This window comes from Rheinheimera soli, from assembly GCF_031457405.1.
Lineage (GTDB): Bacteria > Pseudomonadota > Gammaproteobacteria > Enterobacterales > Alteromonadaceae > Pararheinheimera > Pararheinheimera soli_A.
The window spans coordinates 1-23,057 of record NZ_JAVDWR010000010.1; the positions used below are offsets into that span (position 1 = coordinate 1).

At 45.7% G+C, this 23,057-nt stretch carries 15 protein-coding genes; 10 read left to right on the top strand and 5 right to left on the bottom strand.

Annotated features, from left to right (window positions below; translation table 11 throughout):
- Positions 1 to 195 precede the first annotated feature (195 nt).
- Entirely contained in the window at positions 196 to 2,820 is a 2,625-nt protein-coding gene (locus J2W69_RS13935) for an Ig domain-containing protein (protein WP_310279545.1), read from the top strand.
- Positions 2,821 to 2,993: 173 nt separating this feature from the next.
- On the opposite strand, the gene J2W69_RS13940 is transcribed toward J2W69_RS13935, so the two are convergent.
- A complete protein-coding gene (locus J2W69_RS13940; RefSeq protein WP_310279547.1) occupies positions 2,994 to 3,875 on the bottom strand; it encodes a LysR family transcriptional regulator in 882 nt (293 codons plus the stop codon).
- 141 nt (positions 3,876 to 4,016) lie between these two features.
- Here J2W69_RS13940 and J2W69_RS13945 point away from each other — a divergent pair, with 141 nt between their 5' ends.
- The 5 genes from J2W69_RS13945 (at position 4,017) to J2W69_RS13965 (ending at position 10,807) form a co-directional block, all read left to right on the top strand.
- Positions 4,017 to 4,691 carry a type 1 glutamine amidotransferase domain-containing protein gene (locus tag J2W69_RS13945; RefSeq protein ID WP_310279549.1) on the top strand — a complete coding sequence of 225 codons (675 nt, stop codon included), beginning with the start codon at positions 4,017 to 4,019 and terminating at the stop codon, positions 4,689 to 4,691.
- A 64-nt stretch (positions 4,692 to 4,755) separates the two neighbouring features.
- Positions 4,756 to 5,208, top strand: coding sequence for a DMT family transporter (locus tag J2W69_RS13950; RefSeq protein ID WP_310279550.1), 453 nt, complete (start codon positions 4,756 to 4,758; stop codon positions 5,206 to 5,208).
- A gap of 89 nt (positions 5,209 to 5,297) precedes the next feature.
- Positions 5,298 to 5,615, top strand: coding sequence for a putative quinol monooxygenase (locus J2W69_RS13955; RefSeq protein WP_310279552.1), 318 nt, complete (start codon positions 5,298 to 5,300; stop codon positions 5,613 to 5,615).
- 275 nt (positions 5,616 to 5,890) lie between these two features.
- On the top strand, positions 5,891 to 8,716 hold the full coding sequence (locus tag J2W69_RS13960; protein WP_310279554.1) for a TonB-dependent receptor: 2,826 nt from the start codon (positions 5,891 to 5,893) through the stop codon (positions 8,714 to 8,716).
- A 222-nt stretch (positions 8,717 to 8,938) separates the two neighbouring features.
- Complete coding sequence (locus J2W69_RS13965; RefSeq protein WP_310279556.1) at positions 8,939 to 10,807, top strand: putative bifunctional diguanylate cyclase/phosphodiesterase; 1,869 nt, start codon at positions 8,939 to 8,941, stop codon at positions 10,805 to 10,807.
- Positions 10,808 to 10,869: 62 nt separating this feature from the next.
- On the opposite strand, the gene J2W69_RS13970 is transcribed toward J2W69_RS13965, so the two are convergent.
- The 3 genes from J2W69_RS13970 to J2W69_RS13980 all read right to left on the bottom strand — a co-directional run bounded on the left by J2W69_RS13970 (position 10,870) and on the right by J2W69_RS13980 (position 18,456).
- A complete protein-coding gene (locus J2W69_RS13970) occupies positions 10,870 to 13,965 on the bottom strand; it encodes an efflux RND transporter permease subunit (RefSeq protein WP_310279559.1) in 3,096 nt (1,031 codons plus the stop codon).
- A gap of 55 nt (positions 13,966 to 14,020) precedes the next feature.
- Positions 14,021 to 15,139 (bottom strand): efflux RND transporter periplasmic adaptor subunit, encoded by a 1,119-nt coding sequence (locus tag J2W69_RS13975; protein ID WP_310279560.1) that lies wholly within the window; start codon positions 15,137 to 15,139, stop codon positions 14,021 to 14,023.
- Positions 15,140 to 15,615: 476 nt separating this feature from the next.
- The gene (locus J2W69_RS13980) at positions 15,616 to 18,456 is read right to left on the bottom strand and encodes a M16 family metallopeptidase (protein ID WP_310279562.1); all 2,841 of its coding nucleotides are present in this window, start codon (positions 18,454 to 18,456) and stop codon (positions 15,616 to 15,618) included.
- A gap of 182 nt (positions 18,457 to 18,638) precedes the next feature.
- On the opposite strand from J2W69_RS13980, the gene J2W69_RS13985 reads away from it, so the two are divergent.
- The 3 genes from J2W69_RS13985 (at position 18,639) to J2W69_RS13995 (ending at position 21,270) form a co-directional block, all read left to right on the top strand.
- A complete protein-coding gene (locus J2W69_RS13985; RefSeq protein ID WP_310279564.1) occupies positions 18,639 to 20,675 on the top strand; it encodes an intermembrane phospholipid transport YdbH family protein in 2,037 nt (678 codons plus the stop codon).
- Positions 20,676 to 20,761: 86 nt separating this feature from the next.
- On the top strand, positions 20,762 to 20,917 hold the full coding sequence (locus tag J2W69_RS13990) for a YnbE family lipoprotein (RefSeq protein WP_405047890.1): 156 nt from the start codon (positions 20,762 to 20,764) through the stop codon (positions 20,915 to 20,917).
- Positions 20,918 to 20,928: 11 nt separating this feature from the next.
- Complete coding sequence (locus tag J2W69_RS13995; protein ID WP_310279569.1) at positions 20,929 to 21,270, top strand: YdbL family probable chaperone protein; 342 nt, start codon at positions 20,929 to 20,931, stop codon at positions 21,268 to 21,270.
- Here the strand turns inward: J2W69_RS13995 and J2W69_RS14000 are convergent, their stop codons facing one another.
- Complete coding sequence (locus J2W69_RS14000; protein WP_310279571.1) at positions 21,271 to 21,567, bottom strand: YciI-like protein; 297 nt, start codon at positions 21,565 to 21,567, stop codon at positions 21,271 to 21,273.
- 184 nt (positions 21,568 to 21,751) lie between these two features.
- Here J2W69_RS14000 and J2W69_RS14005 point away from each other — a divergent pair, with 184 nt between their 5' ends.
- Positions 21,752 to 23,020, top strand: coding sequence for an efflux RND transporter periplasmic adaptor subunit (locus tag J2W69_RS14005; protein WP_310279573.1), 1,269 nt, complete (start codon positions 21,752 to 21,754; stop codon positions 23,018 to 23,020).
- Positions 23,021 to 23,057: the final 37 nt, after the last annotated feature.

Here is a 23,057-nt window from a genome sequence, read left to right on the forward strand (position 1 = left end):
ATAGGCCCTCTGTGTGATGGGGTTTCTCTTGGTCGAAAGATCCGATCATGTGGAGGGCCGTTAGTTCAAATTTTCTTATCCCGAGTTCAGGTTAACTACTATCTACAGCGCTATTGAAAATACGTTAGCATGTAGTTAGTTTTATTTTTTAAGCTATTTGTAAGTTACTGATCCAGTGAAGCTAAAGAGGTGTGTATGTCGTTGTTCTGGAAAGGAGTCTTAGTGGTTGGATTGTTGAATTTATTTATTGCGCAGTCATTTTCTGCAGAAGTTCAACGACAGACCGTATTCAATGCTAGTGATATTGATGGCTATAGCCTGACTCAGGCTAATCGTCTTTGGTTTTTATCAAACAATAAGTTTATGGAAACTGAGTTTGTTAACGGCCAATGGGTGAATCTTCGCTTTATCGTGCCTGATGACAGTGAGTTGCCGTCGAAGTATATTTATGATTTTGCCGTGACGGGTCAACATTTATGGACGATCGAACAGGACAAAATTACCGCTTTTGAACTCTCGGAATCTACTCCTTATATAAAAAATGCGGTAGAGCTGCCACTGGCTTACTCTGTGGGTGAACGTGCAAATATGGTCGCTGCGCTTGATGATTCTGGTGTTGTAAGTCATGGAGCAAACCAATATGTAAACACTGTATCGGTTTTCACTTTAAGTGACGGTCAAATCAGACTTCAGGAGCTGGATCCTCCGCGTTGTGGTTTTCCAACAAACTTTCTTATGACCAGCCAATGGCTGGTCGTGGACTGTGGGTCGAATGAAACTGCAATTTACCGTAAAAATGGTTTGAATTACCAGTTCGAGACAATTCTTGAGGTCGAACCTCTTTATTTAAATCCAGATAGCTCAGCTTTGGTTGTGTACGATGCTGGATTATTCAAAATGATCACCTTAGATCTATCAACTCTGACAGAAATTAGCTCAGTTTCTTCAATTGCAGCGGTTTATCAGAACTCCACAGATTCGTTGTTTCTGGTTGATAAATATGAAAATCAAGAGCCCTCAGCTACCAGACAGGTTATCCGTTTGGACAGCAGTGGACATCTGATTGAGCAATTTAAGTTTTCATCTTTTAATAGAGCTGTCGGGTTAATCGACTATAAAGATTTTTCATCTTTTTTACATAAAGTCGGTGACAGGATCTTTATCGGTTTTGATGAATGGTTGAAAGCCTCTGATTCAGACCTTTATGATTTCAGAGGAAACAGCTGGCAGCACAAGTTGGGAGTCTCTAATCATGTGTCTGAATCCTTTCCTGAAGTAAATGCTGTTGTTTTTGGTGGATTCACTAAACAAATCTGGTTGAATGACTCATCCAAAATGCCTGTTGTTCGTGGTTATGCGCAGTTAATGACTGCTGATTATGAGCAAGTGAATATTGCTGCAACTGCTTATCATCAATACAACTGGTGGTTTGCAGGTATTCGTCACAATACTTTGTACTTGGGGTTATGGACTCCGGAACAGCAGTTCCGACAGATAGAAGTGCCATACCCTCATGGCTTTAGCTCCAGTATTTACGACATGAATTACTTCGAACTTGAAGATACATTGCTGCTACACACTTCAGATGGGATTTTCATAAGTTGTTCAAATGTCAGTAACTTTGAGGCATCTAAATGTCAATCGCTACTTTTGCCTGAGCAGATGCAATACAAAGTGGCAACTAAACATGGTTTACTGGTTTACCAAAAAGCAGCCAGCGAGCCAAGGTTTACCGCTTCAATGTTCGCTCTAACTTCTTCTGGCTTACAGCAAAGCTGGAGTGTTGCTCTGACTGAAAAACAGTTTGAAAGACCACCTCTTTTTTATGTAAAGGATGAAGACCTGGTAGTGGGCCAGAAAGCTCAAATACGACTATCTGATGGAACCGGAACTTTTGTGGAGACTCCTTCAAGCCCGAATTTATCCGGCGATTGTCTTTTCCTGGGGCGCACAGATATTTTATGCCACAGCAACAGTTTTGAGTTCTTCAGATTTAACGAAAACTATACTATTGCCCTTGCCATAAGACCAGGCCAGAATTCATCACTCGTAAATTTGAGAGGTTCTTTACGTCATGCGACTCAAGACGGTTATGTACTGACGTCATCGGAGGACGAACTCGTATGGCATCGTCTGGATCTGCCGGAGATTTATTTCACCAGTAATGACATAGTGGTTGACGCCCTTCAGGACGAGAAAATTACATTAGATTTGAATAATCATCTGACATCGTTAACCGGGTTCGTTGTTAATGCAGATGAAACAGCCAATCCTAATTTGGGCAGTCTGCGTTTTCTTGAGCCTAAAACTGGTGACGCACGCTGGCCACTGAATACATCAAACGATTTGGCTCTGTATAACCCAAAAATCTATCTGAATTTCACCTTCAGCAAAGATATGTGGGATTTAAGTCTACCCTATGAATTTTCTTTGCATAATGTAAATGATACGCCAAGAATTAAATCGGGACAGCTGATTAATAATCTCGATATTGGAGATACTTATATCTTAGATTTTTATGAAGTATTTGAAGACATTGACAGGGATGCTTTGAGTTTCCAAATCTCCACTCTGCCTGCAGGTTTTGTCCGTGAAGACACTCATATTGTGGCTACACCAACTGTGGCGGGCAGTTACAGTTTTACTATTACTGCCACAGACCCTGCTGGTTTATCTGTCAATGCGGCTTTTTCAGGAGTTATTAAAGGTAAAGGAAGTAATGACTCAACTGACAGCTCTGGTGGCGGTTCATTTGGTCATTGGTCTGTTTTATTGCTATGCACTTTAGTATGGATAAGACGTTCGACGCTGAAGTTTTGATCACTGTTACGCAAGAGTTAAGTCAGATTAACCATCTTTTGCCACTGGGATCATCACATTAGATTTGACCCATTTGTTTAGGAAAAGAGTTTAAAGCGATACGGGATAAATCGTTGCAGCAGTAAGTTTTGGTCTAACACAAGCCAGCCTCAGTGCTGGCTTGTTTTATGGCTTTACTCAGCCCAATCCGCAAAATGTTGCACTAAGTAATCAATGGCCAGCCTTGCCCGCAGCGGTAGAAATCGTTTGTTCTGATACACAATCCAGCTATTGGCTCCTTTGCCCCAATACGATTCCAACACAGGAACTAAGCGGCCTTGCTCCACTGCAGCTTTGAAACTACTTTTGGGCATATAGGCAATGCCCAATCCCCGTTCAGCGGCCATCACAACGGCGTGAGCGTTATTACTGCGCCAGCGTCCGCTGACTTTAATACTTTCCGCAGTGCCGGCATTGTTAAACAGCCAATGGTCATTATTGGAAATAATACAGTGGTGGTTTTTTAAATGGGCCGGATGCTTTGGTGTGCCATGTTGCTTTAGGTAGTCAGGGCTTGCGACTGCCATCATGGGCCTGTTGGCCAGTTTTCTTGCCACCAGATTTGAGTCATTTAATTCGCCATAACGAATAGCAAAATCAAAACCGTCATCGACAAAATTTACCATGCGGGTATTAAAATCCATTTCAATGGTCAGGTTGGGGTGTTGTTCGGCAAAAGACATTAATACCGGAGCGACAAATTGCTCGGCAAATGGCCCGGCACCGCTGACTCGCAATGTACCACTGACCTGAAATTGCTGGGAGCTTACCTGTTCATTGGCTTGCTCCAGCCCATTGATCAAATCTTTGCACTGCTGATAGTAGGTCAGTCCGGCTTTGGTTAAGCTGATTTGGCGGGTAGTGCGGGCGAGCAAGGCTGAGCCTAAACGCTGTTCAAGCCGGGACACCTGACGGCTGACATGACTGACACTGCATCCTAGCCGTTTTGCTGCGCTGGAAAAGCCCTGCCCTTCAGCCACAGCCACAAATTCAATTAAACCTTCAAAGTTATCCATTGCTGGCTCCTCGTGTGGTGGTTCTTTATTGTTGCTGTACAGCAAAGATGATTTGCCATATTACCTAATTATCATCTTATGGGAAAAGAAATAAACTGCTTCCGTTGTCAAAACATCAACCGTTAAACAAAGGACATCATCATGAAAAAAGTACTGATAGTTGTAACTAACCATGCCACCCTGGGTACCACAGACCAGGCCAATGGCACTTATTCCCCTGAACTGACGCATGCTTTGCATGTGTTTATGCAAAGTGGGCTGGATTATGAAATTGCGTCGATTCAAGGTGGCAAAGCGCCGATTTATGGCACTGACATCGAAGGTGATGAAGTGAATAGCCAGATTCTGAGTGATGTGAATTTTCAGAATCAGATGAATAACACTGTGCCTGTGCATCAGTTGAACATCGAAGACTACGACGCCATTTTTTACCCTGGTGGTTTTGGCTTGTTATCGGATCTGGCAAGCAATGAAGAGTTCGCTAAGCTGGCCGCATCTCACTACGAGAAAGGCGGGGTGATAGGTGCCGTATGTCATGGCCCTGCAGCTTTATTGCCAATTACCTTAAGTTCTGGTGAAAAATTGCTGGCAAGTCACATTGTCACTGGCTTTACCCGCGAGGAAGAAATCGACTACGGCACTATTAATGATATTCCATATTTAATGGAAGAATCTTTAACCCGCGCTGCTGCGCAATACCGCAAAGTGCAGCCTTGGCAGGTGTTTGTGATTGAAAGTGGCCGTGTTATTACAGGCCAGAATCCGGCTAGTGCTGATGATGTAGCCAAAGCCATGGTTAAACAATTAAGTCATTAAATGATCCGAGGTTCCGCAGCTTAATTGACGCGGAACCTCCCATTTAAACCTGGAGTTTAAAGTCATGGCGAGCAATTTGTTGTTTCCAACCTTGATGCTGACAGCTGGCATAGGTATACCAGTAATGGCGGCGTTAAACAGCCATTTGGGGGCTAAGCTTGGCAGTTCTGCATTGGCGACTGCATTGTTATTTTTTGTTGGTTTTACTCTGTCATTTGCGTTTTTGTTAAAAACAGAAGGTGTTCCAGGCAACATATTTCGCGCCAATATCCCCTGGTATTTTTATCTGGGAGGATTGCTGGTGGCCTTTTATGTATTAAGTGTCACCTGGGTGACCCCTCAGTATGGCGTAGGCAACGCTATTTCTTTTGTGCTCTTGGGGCAGTTGATTGCCATTAGTTTAATTGATCATTATGGGCTTTTGGGGGCGCAGCAATCCTTGTTAGACGGCAAGCGTTTACTGGGTTTAGCCATGATGGTGTCTGGCGTGTTTTTAGTGATAAAACGTAGTGCCTGAGGTTGGATTCTGCTCAACAGAAAGGCAGCCTGTTCCATGCAAAACCTTAGTGTTTTACCAGATAGTTGTGCATTTTTAAGGAAGTTGAGATGACAAAAGTTTATGTCACGGCGGAGTTGTTCGTTCAGCCCCATTGCATTGAAGAAGCGAAGTTACTTTTAAGCCATTTGGCTACTGACTCTGTGCTGGAGGATGGCTGCGAAAGTTATGAAATACTGGCCTGCACCACAGATCTGAATAGATTGTCTACCTGGGAGTTATGGTCAGATAGCCAGGCTGAAACAGCACATTGGCAGACAGAGCATGTGAAAACAACAGTAGAGCAACTACAGGCTTTGTTACAGCAACCTGCTGTCGTTAAAAAATACAGCCGGGTGCAAAACAATGTTGCTGCCATTTTACAATGACAGTTGAAGGTAACCTCACTTGCTGTGCTGTCAGATAGCGGCGGAGTCGCTCCGCTGCTATCTGTATCGCATTTCCCCGTGTTTTCCTGAGTTTTATTCCCCCTTCTTCTGATATTCCCTGAAATTGAACCGCCAGTTTTTTCTTCATCTCTTAGTTGACAGTCTATTAGTCATACAATAGCATGATTTGAGAAATGATAAAAAAATGCCTCGAAGGTCTGTTGTGTTTTGACCGGGAAGGTGTAATAAAACCACGACAAGGGGAGAAGAAGCTCATGTTTAAGCGATCCGTCTTAAGCAGTGCGGTGTCTATGGCTATTGTTCTGATGAGCCAGCCAGTTACTGCAGCGCAGGAAGATAACAAAGCAACAGAAGTAGAAATCATTGAAGTCAAAGGCATACGTGGCAGTCTGAATAAGGCTTTGGGCGTAAAACGTCACAACGAACAAATTGTTGATGCCATAGTGGCTGAAGACATAGGCAAGTTTCCGGATAATAACGTGGTTGAATCCTTGCAACGTGTCACAGGTGTGCAGGTAACCAACCGTGCTTCAGGCGAAGTGGCTGCAGTTTCAATCCGTGGTTTAAGTGATATCACCACTACAGTCAATGGCCGCAATATTTTTACCGCATCGGGCACTGCTGTGGCTTTGCAGGATATTCCTGCCAGTTTGCTTAAACAGGTTGATGTGTATAAAACCCGTTCTGCCAGTCAGATTGAAAGTGGTATTGCAGGTTCTATTGATGTAAAAACCCACAGACCCTTTGATTTTGACGGCGCTAAGTTTATTGCCAATGCCCGTGGTATTTATACCGAACAAAATGAAGAAGTTAACCCCACCTTCAGTGCTTTAGCCAGCAATAACTGGCAGCTGGATTCAGGTCACTTTGGTGCTTTGGTGAACGTCTCTTATTCCAGAATGCGTTATCGAGATCAAAGTGTGACGGCAGGCGCTATGTTGCCTTTTATGACGGCAAACCCTACTGCGCCTTTTACCCCTTATGAGCGTATTTTTCTGGATAAACCTGGCGTGGCTGAGAACCCAATCTGGCAACCAGGCTTGTTAGCAGGTCTGCCGTCCACTAGTGGGGCGACACTGGATATTAATGGTGTGGCGACACCTTATATGCTGAGCCGTGATGCGGTATTCCAAAGCGATTACAACGGTGAACGTGAGCGTCCTGCTGCGAATATTTCGCTGCAATTTGCACCTGATGAAAAATCAGAATACGTGTTTGAGTCCTTTTATAACGGGTTTCGTAATGAAGGTTTTAACAGTCTGCTGTTTTCATTTGCCGACTGGTGGGGCGGTTATGCTGGTATGACTCCGGCACAGGCCACAGCTGCAGCTAATGTGCAGTTGCATCCGGGCACGAACATAGTGAAGTCACGTTCGGTGAACGACCCATGGGTTTTTACCAGTGGTGATTTAGCAACAGGTAAAACCGACAGTTACCTGCATGCTTTGGGTGGCCGTTGGGAATTATCAGATTATATGACGTTGAAATCTGAACTAGTGGTTCAGGACAGTGAATACAACAGCGACTTTTTTGCGATGCGTTTTGTGCGTCCAGGCAACAGCTACAGATTGAATGTCGATTTTAATGACAATGCCGGTATTCCGGGCTTTAACTTTGAAGATAATCCTGCCACTGCAGCAGTGGATGAATCCAGTATGGCGGATCCATCGGCTTACCTGATTGATGGTATGTACGACAACGCCAATAAAGACGAAGGTGATGCGCTTACCTTTACCTCAGATTTGGTGTACCGGCTGGATGGCTTCTTTACCACAATGGAAACTGGTGTGCGTTATGACAAACGGGGGGCAACTACCTCGTTTAGCCGTCAGGATCGCGGTGGTGGTGGTGTTAATGTAGCCACTCTGGATGGTTTGGCTTCGATCAATAGTGGTTTTATGGATGGTGAAGCCAAAGTGCCAACTTCATGGGCTGTGGCGAATGGATATCACCTTCGCGACAACGCAGACGAGTTTCGTGCTTTGTATGGCATGAATAAACTGGATTTACAGCGTTCTTTTGATATAGACGCCACCACTTTGTCTTTGTATTTACAGGGTAAATTTGAAACAGAAGTTGCAGGTCGTGCGTTAAATGGTGAAGTGGGCGCCCGCTACACCGGCATAGACACAGATTCTACCTTCTATCAGGAAAGCGCTCCTGGCACAGTACAAAACACCACGGCGGGTGAAAGCAAAACCCGTAAAATTCTGCCAAGTTTGTCTGCCCGTTATCAGTTGACCGACGACTTACAAGCCCGTGTTGCTTACACCGAAACTTTACGTTATCCGGGTTTTGGTGATTTAAACCCGCTGATTATTTATAACGAAGACGTTACAGGCATAGGCTATGGCACTGCAGGGGGTGGCAATCCTGATTTAAAACCAACAGAATCAAAAAACTACGATCTGTCACTGGAGTGGTACTTTGCTGAAGCCAGTTCTTTGTACGGTACTGTGTTCAGACGTGATATTGACGGTTTTGTGGTAGGTTTCCGCCGTTCAGTCACAGCGCCAAAATCGGCCACTGATCCAACACCTTACAAGTTTGTATTAACTCAGCCATACAATGCCTCTGCCGGGGAATTATCAGGTGCTGAAATTGGTTTGGTCTGGTTCCCTGATTATTTACCTGAAGCTTTGGATGGTTTTGGTGTGCAGGCCAGTTATACCCGCCTGTCTTCGTCACAAACCACACCTGATACTAATAGTGAAGGCGAGATCACGGGCTACAGAGACACCGATCTGTTTGGTGTCTCTGATTCGTCCTACAGTGTGGTACTGGCGTACGATAAAAATGATTTAGGCATGAGATTGTCCTATTCATGGCGTGAAGGTTTCCTGGCGAACTATGAAGCGGCTTTGTTTGCTAATCCGCTGGAAAGGCGCAACAAGTCAGAGGCCAGTATGGACTTTCAGTTAAGCTACAAACTGACAGAACAGTTTGAACTGACGCTGGATGGCACCAACCTGACCAACGAGTTGTATCAGAGTTATTATGGTAATAATGCAACCACAGGCAACTTTGGTACTGCCTTATACAGCCGTACTTTTGCCTTAGGCGTTCGCTACAGCATGTAATCAATAAGCCGTATTTGAACGATAAAACACCGGACTTAGTGCCGGTGTTTTTATTCATACCGCAAAGGTCTGAAACTATGTTCATAACAAATTAACCCAACTCTGACTGTATTAATTTGTTAGCAGTCTGGTATTCTGGATATCCAGCCGGGTATTGCAGGTTTTATCGTTTCTAATGGGAAATGACAGCAGTATGCTGGCAATGCAGAGACAAGGCAAAATATGAAGCAGTGGACCTTATTTGAATTTTCAGCTGGCTCTGAAATCGCGGCTTTAACTGCTAAACAGTTAAAGCGACTGAAACAAATTGTCTGGATTTGTCTGCTTGCTGTTATAAGTGGCTCAGTTGCTTCCGGCCCTCTTTCTTCTGCGGTTTTGTTGACGAGTGCTGTGGGGCTGGCCTGTATTTTAATCTTGCTGCAGCGGCGTAAAATCCGCTTTGCCATTGGCGCCTTGTTGTGGCTGCTGACTTTAATGATCTGTAGTCTGATCAGTATCAACTCAGGTATTTTTGATCTGATGCTTCTGGGTTATCCGCTGGTGCTGGCTTATGCGGCTATGTACAGTGGCCGGCGTTTTTATCTGCTGTTATTTGGTTTTATCCTGCTGTTTTGTTCCTTTTTGGCCCTGGCATCTTTGTATAACTGGCTTTCTTTTAGTCCTGCTGTGGCCACATTAAATACATTTATTACCTTAAATCTTCTGTTGTTGGTCAGTGGTGTAACCATGAGGTTGATAGCCCGGGATACCAAAGATGTGTTGCTGCAGTTAAAACAAGAAAACGAACGGGTAGTGAAATCTCAGCTGGAAATTCAGCGTTTGGCTCAGCACGACCCGCTGACAGGTCTGGTGAACAGAACTCAGTGTGAACTGGGTTTTCAGCGTGCTGTGGCTGCCAGTGCACAGCAATCTGTGGCTTTGTTATTTATTGATTTAGATAATTTTAAACCTATTAACGATGCGCTGGGTCATCAGGCTGGTGATGAAGTATTACAACAACTGGCGGCAATGCTGCAAAGCCAGTTGTCAGAACAGGATGTACTGAGTCGTTTTGGTGGTGATGAGTTTGTGGTGATTATAAGCCAGTGGAAAGATCCGGCTGAGCTTGAACAACGCATTCAAAACTTATTACAGAGTTGCCAACAAGAGTTTGTAGTACAGCAGCATAAAGTTCAGCTGTCAGCTTCTATTGGGGTCACCAGAACTCCGCAAGATGGCACTGATTTTCATCTGCTGTGCAAAAAAGCGGATACGGCTATGTATCAGGCAAAAAAAATGGGCCGTAACAGATTTTGCTGGTATCACTCTGACATGGAGCAGCAACAGCTGGATAAATTTAACCTGATGATGCGCTTGCGTGTGGCGGTAAAACAGCAGCTTTTTACTGTGGCCTACCAGCCGACCTATGATCTAAAAACCAATCAGATCAGTGGGGCCGAGGCCTTATTGCGTTGGTCTGATGCAGAACTGGGGGTTGTTCCACCAGACGTTTTTATACCTCTGGCAGAGGAAACCGGTTTAATTCAGGAGCTTGGGCTTTTTGTGCTGCAAAAAGCCTGTGCTCAGGTAAAGCTATGGCAAGAGTCAGGTTTTCTTTTAGGTATAGCGGTGAATATTTCCGCTATGCAGTTTAAACAAGGTGATTTACCTGCAGTGGTGACACAAGTGCTGGCAGATACTGGTTTAGAGGCGCATTGGCTGGAATTGGAACTGACCGAGTCTGTGCTGATTGATGATACGGCCTTAGTGAAACAACAAATTGATCAGTTGTCCGCTTTGGGTGTGCGCTTTGCCATTGATGATTTTGGCACCGGCTATTCCAATCTGGGCTATTTAAGCCAGTTTAGTCTGAACAGTTTAAAAATAGACCGCTCTTTTGTTGCCCGCATTGGTCACAATGCAAAAGACTTAGCACTGGTCAACGGCATTATTCAGCTGGCAACCAGTTTAGGTTTACATACTGTGGCCGAAGGGGTGGAAGACACACAAAGCCTGGTGTTGCTACAGCAGGCGGGGTGCAGTTGTGCTCAGGGCTATTTATGGTCAAAAGCTGTATCACAGGAAGAATTTGGTTCCTTGCTGGCTCCGTAAACTTGCAGGATCTGCAAAAAAAAGGGCTAACCTGAGTCAGCCCTTCGTTCAACCAGTAATGGTCAGGCTGGTTTCACCTGATGCTCTTCTTCATCATCTTCTAGCATAACTTTGTCATGGCTGTGATCTTTGGCAATCAGCATATAAACCGAAGGCAAAACAAAAAGCGTCATAAAGGTACCTATGGTCATGCCCAGTACCAGTACTATACCAATCGAATTCCGGGCTTCAGCGCCTGCACCTTCAGCAAATATCAGCGGCGTGTGGCCGGCAATAGTGGCGAAGCTGGTCATCACTACAGGGCGTAAACGCAGTACAGAAGCTTCACGAATGGCTTCCAGTTTGGTTCTGCCTTGCTCCTGCAGCTTGTTGGCAAATTCCACCACCAGAATACCGTTACGTGCAATTAAACCCACCAGTGTGACTAAACCCACCTGCGAATAGATATTGAGCGTACTGGTAAAAGCATCTGTGAAAAATGGCATTGGCGCCGGGATCTTCAGGAAGGTAAAGACCAGAGCACCAAAGAGCGCCAGCGGCACTGAACCAAGCAGAATGACGATGGGATCACGGAAGCTGTTGTACTGAGCGGCCAGCACCAGGAATATCATAGTCACCGCCAGCGTAAAGGCTGGCAGGAAGGTATTACCTTCACGTTTTAACTGGCGCGATTCACCTGTGTAATCAATAGAATAACCACTTGGCAGTAACTTCTTCGCTTCAGTTTCGAGGAAGGTTAAAGTTTCATCCAGCGGCTTTATCGTCACACCACTGATTTTCACTGCGTTGAGCTGCTGCATACGATTAATGCTGCGTGGCACTGTGCTGTGGCTCAGGCTGGCGATTTGATCGACCCGGATCATCTGGCCTTCAGGGCCTTTGATATAGAGGTTGGTTAAATCATCCGGTGTTAAACGCTCCAGACGTTTCACTTGTGGTATCACTTTGTAGCTTTGGCCCGACATATTAAAGCGGTTGACGTAGCCACCACCCAATAAAGTGCCCAGATCCTGCACTACATCCCGCATATTCAAGCCTAAATCGGCCACTTTATCGCGGTCAATATTCAGCTGATACTCAGGCTGATCTACTTTCATATCAATCAGCTGGAACGGGAACATACCGCTTTCACGCATCACTTGTTCCAGCTTCAGCGCATAGTCGTAAATTTCTTGTGAGTCCGCAGTAGAGGCAATCACAAACTCAACCGGGAAGTTACCACCGCCTGGCAAGGCTGCAGGTGTAATAGGTAATATCCGTACACCGGATATTTCTGCCAGTTTCTGTTGCACTTCAGGCAGCATTTCAAACACAGTGCGTTCACGTTCAGCCCATGGCTTGGTTACCATGCCACCAAAACCACCAGTCGGGAAAGTGATCTGGAAGGTAAAGTCGGTTTCTGGCACTGACATAAAAGCTTCGTTGACGTATTTGCCGTAATAAGACGACTGATCCACAGTAGAGTTGGCAGGCGAGTCGACTATACCAAAAATAACGCCCTGATCTTCCATCGGTGCCAGCTCTTTGGGTGACATGCTGTATAAAGGCACACAGAGCAACATAATGCCAATCCAGAATACATAAACCCCTGTTCTGTTGTTTAAACTGCTTTCGAGTTTACGACTGTAAAAGCCCTGGAATTTATTGAAAATACCATCCAGTGGTGCTCTGTTGTTGGTATGAGGCTTTAACATGCGGGATGCCATCATAGGCGACAATGTGATAGCCACCACAGCTGAAATAGTCACAGCGCCGGCTAATGTAATAGCAAATTCGCGGAATAAAGTACCGGTTAAACCGCCTTGTAAACCTATGGGCACATAGACCGAAATCAGCGTCACTGTCATCGCAATAATAGGGCCACCTAGTTCACGGGCCGCCACTAAAGCTGCTTTAAATGGTTTCAGGCCATTTTGAATATGGCGTTCAATGTTTTCCACCATAACAATAGCGTCGTCCACCACCAGACCAACAGAGAGAACTATCGACAATAAGGTCAGCAGGTTTAAGGAGAAGCCAAAGACTTTCATAATAAACATGGCACCAATCAGCGACAGCGGAATAGCGATGATAGGAATAAGCACGGAGCGACTGAAGCCTAAAAACAGGAAAATCACTACCACTATAATCAGCAGGGTTTCAGCCAGTGTTTTCACTACATCGTCTATGGCGGCTTCAATATATTTAGTGGCGTCATAAGAGACTTCGCCGGTTAAACCACCAGGCAGTTCGGCCCGGATTGCTTCCATCTCTTTGGTAACAGCTTTAATCACATCCAGCGAGTTCGCATTAGGCGCGACAAAGACGCCCATAAAGACGGCGGTTTCACCTGAATAATTCACATCAACATTGTAGTCGTCGGCCCCGAGTTCAACGTCGGCAACATCAGACAAACGAACTATACCGTCGTTATTCTGACGTAAAATCATGCGTTTAAATTCGTCCACACCTTTCATATCGGTGTTGGCGCGTAAATTCACCTGAGTGTAAGCACCACGGGTTTGACCTATAGTGGCCTGCACATTGTTATCGGTCAGAGCTGCGCGTACATCCGAAGCTGTGATGCCTAAAGCCGCCATACGCTCCGGTTTTAACCAGACCCTCATGGCAAAAGTACGGCCACCTAAAATATCGGCTTTTTGTACGCCGCTGATGGCAATTAAACGCGGCTGTACTGAGCGGCTTAAAAACTCAGTGATCTGGTTTTGCTCCAGGATATCCGAGCTGAAGCTTAAATATGCTGCTGCAAACTCACTGTCAGCTGCTTCAATGGCAATAGCTGGTACTTCGGCTTCTGGTGGCAAATCACCACGCACCTGATTCACTTTAGCGCTGATTTCCGTCATGGCTTTCAGTGGGTCATAGTTCAGATGCAAGTGGGCTATGACAGTAGAAACACCCATAGTGCTCTGAGATTCGATGTAGTCAATGCCACCGGCTGAGGCGATAGCCCGTTCTATAGGCGTGGTGATAAAACCACGGACTAAATCAGCATTGGCACCTATATAAGCTGTGGTAATTTTGATTACAGCTATATCTGAACGTGGGTACTGTCGTACCGTCATATTGCTCATCGACTGGAAACCAGCCAGCAATATCAGCAGGCTGACCACTATGGCCAGTACAGGCTTTTTAATAAAAATATCGGTAAAGTTCATAATCTGCTCATTGTTAATGGCTGGTGATCAATGATTTAGGATGTGAGCCCACATATCAGGTATCAGCTGGTGTTGGCGCAGCTTTAAATTCTGGTGGCTGGGTTTTACTCAGCACCACAGACTGACCATTAAACAACTTAAATGCACCTGCACTGACCACCTGATCGCCGGCTTTTAAGCCATCAATTATTTCAACAAAATCGCCACGGGCTTTGCCTAAACGGATAAATTGCTGGCGAGCTTTTAAGCCGCCTTTATCATCTTTTTCGACCACAAATACAGTGTCACCAAAAGGGGCGTAAATAATGGCTGTGCTTGGCACCACCAGTAACTGATGAGGTTCGGTTAAGGTGACAGTGGCTGAGACGGCCATGCCTGGGATCAACACATCAGTGCTGTTGTCTAAAACTGACTGCACTATGACATTACGGGTGCTGGTATTAATTTCCGCACCAATAGCACTGATTTCACCTTTGACTATCACAGCGCCTTCGCCGACTGACACTTCAACAGGTAAACCCTTGGTAATTTGTGTCAGCCAGTTTTGTGGAACAGGGAAATTTACCCGCACTTTGTTGGTGGCCTGCAACGACACTATGGCTGTGCCGGTTTGTAAATCAGTGCCTAAATCCACCTGACGAATACCAATACGGCCATCAAAAGGTGCACGAATCACTTTTTTCTGCAAAGTGGCTTTTAAGTTATCCACTTGAGCAGAGGCACTGTCGAGTTGTTGTTTGGCGTTGTCTAACTCACTTTGAGTGGCAATATTAGTGCGGCGTAACTGCACCAAACGGTCATAACTTGTTTTGGCTAACTTTAAACTGGCTTCAGCTGAGCGCAACTGAGCTTGCTCGTTAGTGGCTTCCTGTTCAATCAGCACTGTACCTGCTGTGACTTGCTGACCATTGCTGAAACTGATTTTCTTTACCCGGCCCGGCACTTCGGCGGCAATCACAATACCTTCGTCGGCCAGCACTGTGCCTACGGCATTGTAGGTATTAGGCCAGCTTTGTTGTTCCACACTAAAAGTACTGACGTACTCAGGTGGGGGCACAAAAGTTTCGCCTGATTCGATCATGGCTGCAATCTGGCCACCTTTGACCCCTGCAAGTACCATAAACACACAAAGCAGACCCAGAACGGCAAATAAAATGGATTTAAATCTTTTCATAACAGTGACCAGATTAAAAAGTTAATTTAGGACCCAAAAGGTTCAGCATTCAGAATACGACTTTGCTGCACTTTCGGATTAGAACCATCCACAGGCTAATGTCAGATCCTTGTGGTGATCTGATGTATTACTCACACCTTTAGTGGGCAGGCTAGTTTGCCACGTTTTTTTTGAATTTGTGACGATTAGTCATAAATTAATAAAAATTTAAGAAAAATGAAGCTGCGGAGCCCGGATTTTCTAGCCAGAAACTGCTTTTCCAGAGACTTTTAAGCTTTAATCAGCAGAAAAACTGCAGCCATAGTGTAGCGAGCAAAGATGCTTTCACCTATCAAATTATGGTAGAAAATTGTAACCAAATAACGCCAATGTTAAGGCAGTACAGCGGCGACGGGCATGGAATAAAATGGCGGTAAGGGTCGAAACTATGCTCCTGATAAAGCCAGCCAAATGCGGCCTTATCAGGAGTAGCGGTTTTACATACTGATTTGTTGCACCGGATAACCCAGTGTTTCCAGTTCAGTGGTTAAGCGTTTTGCATCTCCTACTACCAGTATGATCATCTCTTTGGTATCCAGATGTTTGGCTGCCAAAGCATTCACTTGTTCTTTACTGATACTGGATACAATTTGATTGCGCTCACGGACAAAATCCGGCGTTAAATTAAACTCCAGAATTTGCGCCATAAAACCTAACTTGGCATTAGGGGTTTCATATTTCAGTGCATCCGATTGATTGATAGCCAGGCGCATAAAGGCCAGTTCATCATCTTGAATACCCTTTTGCCTGAAAGCGTCAATTTCATTGATAAACTGGCGGATGGAATCGACAGTTGCATCAGCTCGTACTGCCGCAGATGCGGTGTAAGTACCCGCAAACTTATCCGCACTAAAGCTGGCGCGGGCACCGTAAGTGTAGCCCTTGTCTTCACGCAGATTCAGGTTAATACGGCTGTTAAAAGTACCGCCTAATACAAAGTTCATTAAGCTGGCCTGATAAAACTCACCCGTGATGTCCTGTGTTAGTGAACGCTTACCAATACGGATTTCAGACTGAGGTGCATCGGGTTTATCCAGCAGATAGATAGTGCCGGGCTGAGCTTTCATTTTACCTGTATTGACCTGTATCGATGGGCCTTTACCTTGCCAGTCTGCCAACTGATTTTTCAGCTCTGTCGCTACAGTATCCTGAGGTAGATCAGAGACGACAATCAACTGGCCTCCTGCTGGTTTGAAGTAGGTCTGGTGCCAGTTCTTCACATCATCCAGAGTCAGCTTACTGACGGATTCCAGTGTTCCCTCGTTTGGCACTGCTGCAATACTGCCGTCGTACATCATTTTGTTGTAAGCAGTAGCTGCCAGGTAACCAGGGTTAGTGGCGCTGTGCTGAATACCTTGCAGGGTTTGTTGTTGCAGGCGGCTGAAGTCTTCCGCTTTAAAACCCGGATTACGTAATTTTTCTTCCAGTAATACCAAGGTTTGTGGCAGGTTTTTACTTAAACTGGAAACAAAGACATCAATATAGCTGTCACCGCTGTTGATGCTGATGCTGCTTCCCAGTTTTTCCAGCTCAAGGCTCATTTGCTCTGTGCTGTAGTTTTGGGTGCTTTCATTCAAGAGTGCAGCCATTAAAGCTGATACACCCGCTTTGTCAGCGGTTTCGTAGTAACTGCCGACAGGAATTTTCAGCAACAAAGAGGTGGTTGGGGTTTCTGTGCTTTGGCTGCCCAGCACTTGAATACCGTTCCCCAGATCTGTAGTCCAGGTAGCAGGTAATTCAACAGCTGGATTCACACCTGCAACCGGCTGTTTGCTGCGGTCAAAATTATCCGTGGCTTTACGTACCTGCAGATCTTCTGCTTTAGTGGTTGAAGGGCCACCAAAATCATGTTGCACCGGCTTAAAATTATCCGCTTTGGCAATTAACTGGGTTTGACCTCTTGGCACTACGCTCATTACCACAGAATGTTGATTTTTGATGTAAGTGTTGTACACCCGCATCACATCGTCTTTAGTCACAGCGTTATAACGGGCTATATCGTCGCCAATAGTGTCAGGTTTACCTAAAAAGGTTTCGCTGGCGGCCAGTTGACTTACTTTGCCTGAAACACTTTGCAGGCCAAAAATACTGCCGGCTTCAATTTTTGCTTTTACTTTTAACAGGTCGTCGTCTGTGACACCCCGTTGTTCAAATTCAGTCAGGCTGGCGCGGATAATTTGTTCTATATCGGCCAGGTTTTTACCTGAAGTTGGATTTGGTAAGGCATATAACGAAAAATCACAGGCCAGTTCACGGCAAGGGTGAGACACTGCAGCTTGCACGGCCAACTGGTTTTTCACCAGGTTTTTATACAGCAGTGAATTATTACCGCCGCCTAAAATCTCCGACAAAATATCCAAAGCTGCTTCGTCTTTATGGTTGGCGTAAGCGGTCGGATAAGTGATATACAGCAGTGGTAAATGGACATTGTCTTCCATTGATATATAACGGGTTTCTGGCAGTTTTACCGCAACTTTGGCTGCGGCTGTGACTTCAGGGCCACGAGGAATAGAGCCAAAATACTTTTGTACTAAAGGTAACATTTCTTCAGCTTTGACTGCGCCACCTATAGTTAAAGTCGCGTTGTTTGGGCCATACCAACGCAGGAAAAAGGCTTTCACGTCATTAACGTTGGCGCGGTTTAAATCGTCCATGTAGCCGATCACAGGCCAGGAATAAGGGTGACCATCCGGATACAAAGCCTGAGCCACGCGTTCGCCTAAGCGGCCATAAGGCTGATTATCTATACGCTGGCCACGTTCGTTTTTCACAGTCTCGCGCTGCACTTCAAACTTCTTCTCTGTGACGGCGTCCAGCAAAAAGCCCATGCGGTCAGCCTCTAACCAGAGCATTTTTTCTACCTGATTGACGGGCACAGTTTCAAAATAATTGGTGCGATCGGAGTTAGTAGTGCCGTTTAATGTGCCACCTGCTTCTGTGATGATCCGGAAGTGTTCCTCATCACCAACGTTCTCAGAGCCCTGAAACATCATATGCTCAAAAAAGTGCGCAAAACCAGATTTACCTAACTCTTCGCGGGCTGAACCTACATGATAGGTCACATCCACATGCACCAGTGGATCTGAATGATCTTCATGAATTATTAAAGTTAAACCATTATCCAGCTGATACTTTTTATACGGAATATGGATGCCTTGCCGGGGTTCAGATTGTTCGATTAATTTGACGCCAGCAGGTAAGTTGGTTTGGAGCTGACTGCCACAGGCAGTTAAGGTAATAGCAAAAGCGATGGCAAAGGCCAGTTTAGATTTTTTCATTGGTCCCTCCTTGTAAATGGCACGATTAAAACACGTTTACTGCAAGGTAAAAAGCTACAACTATGTAACAAAACGATACAATGCCAGGGAGACAGGCTCAAAAGTACTGGTTAGTGTCTGACTTTAGCGCCAGACTAGCAGATTGAGTTCACTGACGATTCAGCCAAAGGGCTTAAAGTTGAATGAAGCAAAAAGGGGATGATGTGGCGAAGGCTGGTTCTGGCGTAAAAAAATCAAGGTCCTGGTTAAAGTGGAATCTGCTGCTATTGCTGCTGGCAGGCATTTTGTTTGCTTTTATTCAGTTGCAGTACTGGTGGAATCAACTGAACCCCAAATGGCAAGGCCTTGATTTATCATGGGGACAGGTGCGTGTTGCCCAACTTTCCGTGCAACTGCCGTTTTATGGCAAGCAGCAGCTGCAACTTGAACAACTGGAGCTGGGCTGGACTGGCTGGCCCTGGCCTTTAGATCTGGTGCGGGCTCAATCGCTGAAAGCTCAACTGGATTTGCAACTGGCAACAGCTGCTGAAACCCAATCCGAAACAGTGTCTGAAACAAAGGTTGTTACTCTGCCGACTTTGCCACTGTGGTTACCTGAAGTGTTAGCTTTTGAACAGATTGAAGTTTCGTTACCTTGTGCCCGTTTAAACAGCAAGCTGAGCAACAGTGCTGAAAACGCCGACTGTTTGCTGATGGGGTCTTTAACCTACAGCGAGCCAAGCCAACATATACAGCTGCAACTGGCCAATCAACAAGCTGTATCGGTTGAGGGGGTGGGGGATATAAAGCTGGCCCTGAAAGCTTTGATCCAGCCAAGTGCCGAACAACTAGAAATTCCAGAGTTTGAACTAAGTCTTGCAAGTAGCCAGTTGAATTGGCAACACCATCAATTCTCTGAACTGGATTTAAAGTTAAGCGGCCGGGCTGTCTGGCACAACAATCAGCTGCAATTTGAAGCGACTAAGCCCCTGCAGCTTAAGTCCGGTTATCAGCATCCTGATCTGAAGATACAACAACTGGTACTGAATGCTAAGACTTTGCAACTGCAGATAGACCCGGCACAGCTGGCAGATACTCAACTACAAACTGAACTGAAACTTGATGTAAAGCAGCTGCAGCATGCGATGCTAAAAACGCTGGATTGGAACTGGGCGGGAAAAGCCTCATATCAACAGCAGCAAGCACTGGCTGAAGGTCGGCTGGCGAACAGTCAGTCTTTGTCACTTGAGCATAAAGTGAAACTGGCTGATCAGAGAATCAGTCTGAGCTGGACTTTGCCACAATTGTTTTTTCTGGCAGGTAATCCATTACAAATTGGCCCATTTTGGCCTGAACTTTTGACATTGCAAAAGGGCAAGCTGTCAGGCAAAGGACTGCTGGAGTTTGATTTAGCCAGTATGGAGCTAACAAAACAGCAAAGCGAACTGGTGATGGGGGAGCTTAGTGGCATTTACGACAGAACTGTATTTAATGCTTTAAGCGCAAATTTAAAGTTGTTCAGCCAGGGTACGGCCTGGACTGTTCAGACTGATAATCTGAAATTGCAGCAGGTGAATCATGGTCTGGTATTTGGGCCTGTAGAGCTTAAGGCTGTATACAAAACCAAAGCGCCAGACTGGTTAACAGGCCAGTTGGATCTGAAACAGCTGCAACTGGCTTTATTTGGCGGTCAGGTGAGATCAGTACAGCAGCAGATTGATTTAAGTAAAGATGCTAAAGTATTGCTGCAACTGGATAAACTACAGCTGGCAGAACTGTTAAAACAGCACCCAAGCGCAGATATGACAGGCCAGGGAACACTATCCGGCACTTTGCCTCTGAGCATAGAGCAAGGCAAACTGACAGTAGCTCAGGGCTCAGTGGCTGCGTTAGAACCTGGTGGCCGGATCTCCTATCAGTCTGAGAAAGCCATAGCTATGGCACAGTCGAATCAGGGCATGAAAATAGTGATGCAGGCGCTGCAAAATTTTCATTTTTCAGCCTTGTCGGCCGGAGTCAGTTACAGCAAAGAGGGTCAGTTGTTGCTGGCGCTTAAACTGGAAGGTAATAACCCGGATTTTGAAAAAGGCCGGGCTGTGAATTTGAACATTAATTTAGAAGAAAATTTACCGGCCATGATCACCAGTTTGCAGTTAAGTGGTCAGGTCAGCGAGTTAGTAAAAAAACGGGTTCAACAGCGTCTGGCAGCTCAAAAAGCCAAAGACGCCCGCAAGGAGTAACGATGAGTAATTGGCAGGATAGACAATTTTCACAGCCGCAGGCTGCCCTTAAGGGGGTGGCACATGGCCTAAGCCTATGTTTGGCAATGTTAGTAAGCGCAGCCTGTACCCCCACAGTGCAGGTTGCTATGCCAAGTGAACCTATTAATATCAATCTGAATGTCAAAATTCAGCATGAAATTTTGATTAAAGTGGACAAAGAACTGGACGAATTGATTAGTGATTCCAGTGGTTTATTTTAAGGAGAGCCAAAATGAAAACTGTACATAAATTACTGCTATCAAGTGTGTTTGCCATCAGTTTGCCTTTGCTGGCGATGGATTTGCAGCAAGCCATGTCGGCTTTAGGTCCTGCTAAAACTCAGGGCCTGGTCGGTGAACAACCTAATGGCTATTTAGGTGTGGTCAGCTCCTCTGCTCAGGCCAAAGAAATCGCAGACTTGATTAACCAGGCCCGTAAGGCCGAGTATCAGAAACTGGCCGCTAAAAATGGCATTCAACTGTCTGATGTTGAAGCCATCGCAGGTAAAAAAGCCATTGAAAAAACCGAAGCAGGTCAGTTTATCCAGCTGAACGGGCAGTGGCTGAAGAAATAACTAACGCACTGGTGTCCCGGCTTGTTCGCCAACCACCGTATGCCATGGCAGTATACGGTAGCTGCTGACTAAACCGTTGATCACATAGGGATCCGATTCGGCAAAGGCTTGAACCTGCGCCGGATCTGCTACGTTAAACAGCAGTAAAGCGCTCTCGATAGGCTCACCTACAGCTCCACCTAAGACCAGCTCACCCCGCTCTGCGGCCAACCAGGCCAACTGCAAATGTTCGGCACGAAACAATACTCGTTTTTCCAGATAATCTGCCGATGTTTGATACTGCAATAAATAATGCATTTTTACTCCTTCGTCTGTTTATGTCCGCTGTCCGCTTGGTTTTTGCGGACACTTTTTCTGTCCGCGGACAGTTTTTTGCATTCGGTGTATTTTAATATTTTTTATTAAAACAATGGCTTATGTTGTTTTTCTACCTTGGCACAGTCCCTGCTATATCTGGTTAATCAGAATATGGAGAACAAAGATGATCCAGGGTACAGAAAATCAGGATATTCAAATCCAGCCGGGTAAAACCAGGCAGTGGCGCCGTCTAGTGCTCGCCTCTTTGTTTATGGCTGGTGTCTGTTATATCAGTTATAGCCTGCTGGCGGCCAGCTCTGCTCAGGCTTCTTTAGTGCTCCCCAAAGATCAGGTGCAGTTGGCTTTAGTGGAACGGGGCAGTTTTACCCGTGACTTGTCGGTACAGGGCAGGGTAGTGGCAGCTAATGCGCCCACTTTATTTAGCCAGGAAGCAGGCCAGGTGCAGTATCTGAAACAACCGGGTGAAGCTGTGCAATTAGGCGATTTATTGGCTGTGGTATCAAGCCCGGCTCTGGATAACGAGTTGGAGCAACAACGTGCTTTACTCGCCAGTATGGAATCCGACTTCGAGCGTTCAGCTTTATTAGCGCGTGAACTGCAACTGGATATGGAGCAAGTACAAAACACGGCTCAGGTGAATTTAATTGCGGCCAAACGTGAACTGGCTCGCGCTGAGCAGTCGATCAAAATGGGTGTCATTCGCCAATTGGATTACGACGTGGCGAAAGACAATCTGTTGCAGGCTGAGCTGGAGTTTGACCACGCCAAGCGTAAGGTGGCACTGGCTTCAGACAAGCTGAGTTTTGAAAAAAAGTCTGGTCAGTCGGCCTTAGCTCGTCAGGCTTTGGTTGTGGCTGAACTGGATCGAAAACTGGCGGCACTGCAAATTAAAGCACCAGTTACAGGCCAGGTGGGCAACTGGCTGGCAGAGCAACAAAGCCATGTACTGGCTGGCACAGGTTTATTAACAGTGATTGATTTAAGCCGCTATGAAGCAGAGCTCTCGGTGCAGGAAAGTTATATCCGCGATTTAGCTGTTGGCATGCTGGTTGAAGTGAATTTAGGCAATCAGCAACTCAAAGGTGAGCTGAGCCATATAGCCCCCGAAGTGAAAGACAATTTAGTGACTGCACGAGTACGTTTCTCTCAGAACGACAGCACCAGCTTACGTCAGAACCAGCGTTTATCTGCCCGCGTCATTATTGAGCAAAAAGACAACGTGCTTCGCATCAAAAGGGGCGACTTTGTCGGTTCAGGTGCCAGCCGTATTGCCTATCAGGTGACGAACAATCTGGCGGTTAAAACCTCAGTGGTCTTAGGCGCGTCCTCAGTACAGTACGTCGAAATTTTACAAGGTGCCAAAGAAGGTGACCAGTGGGTTATCTCAAATCTGGATGAATTTAAACAACAAGACAGAGTTCAGTTGAACTAACAGTCTCTACAGGAATAAGGGCGTAGCTGCCAAAGGA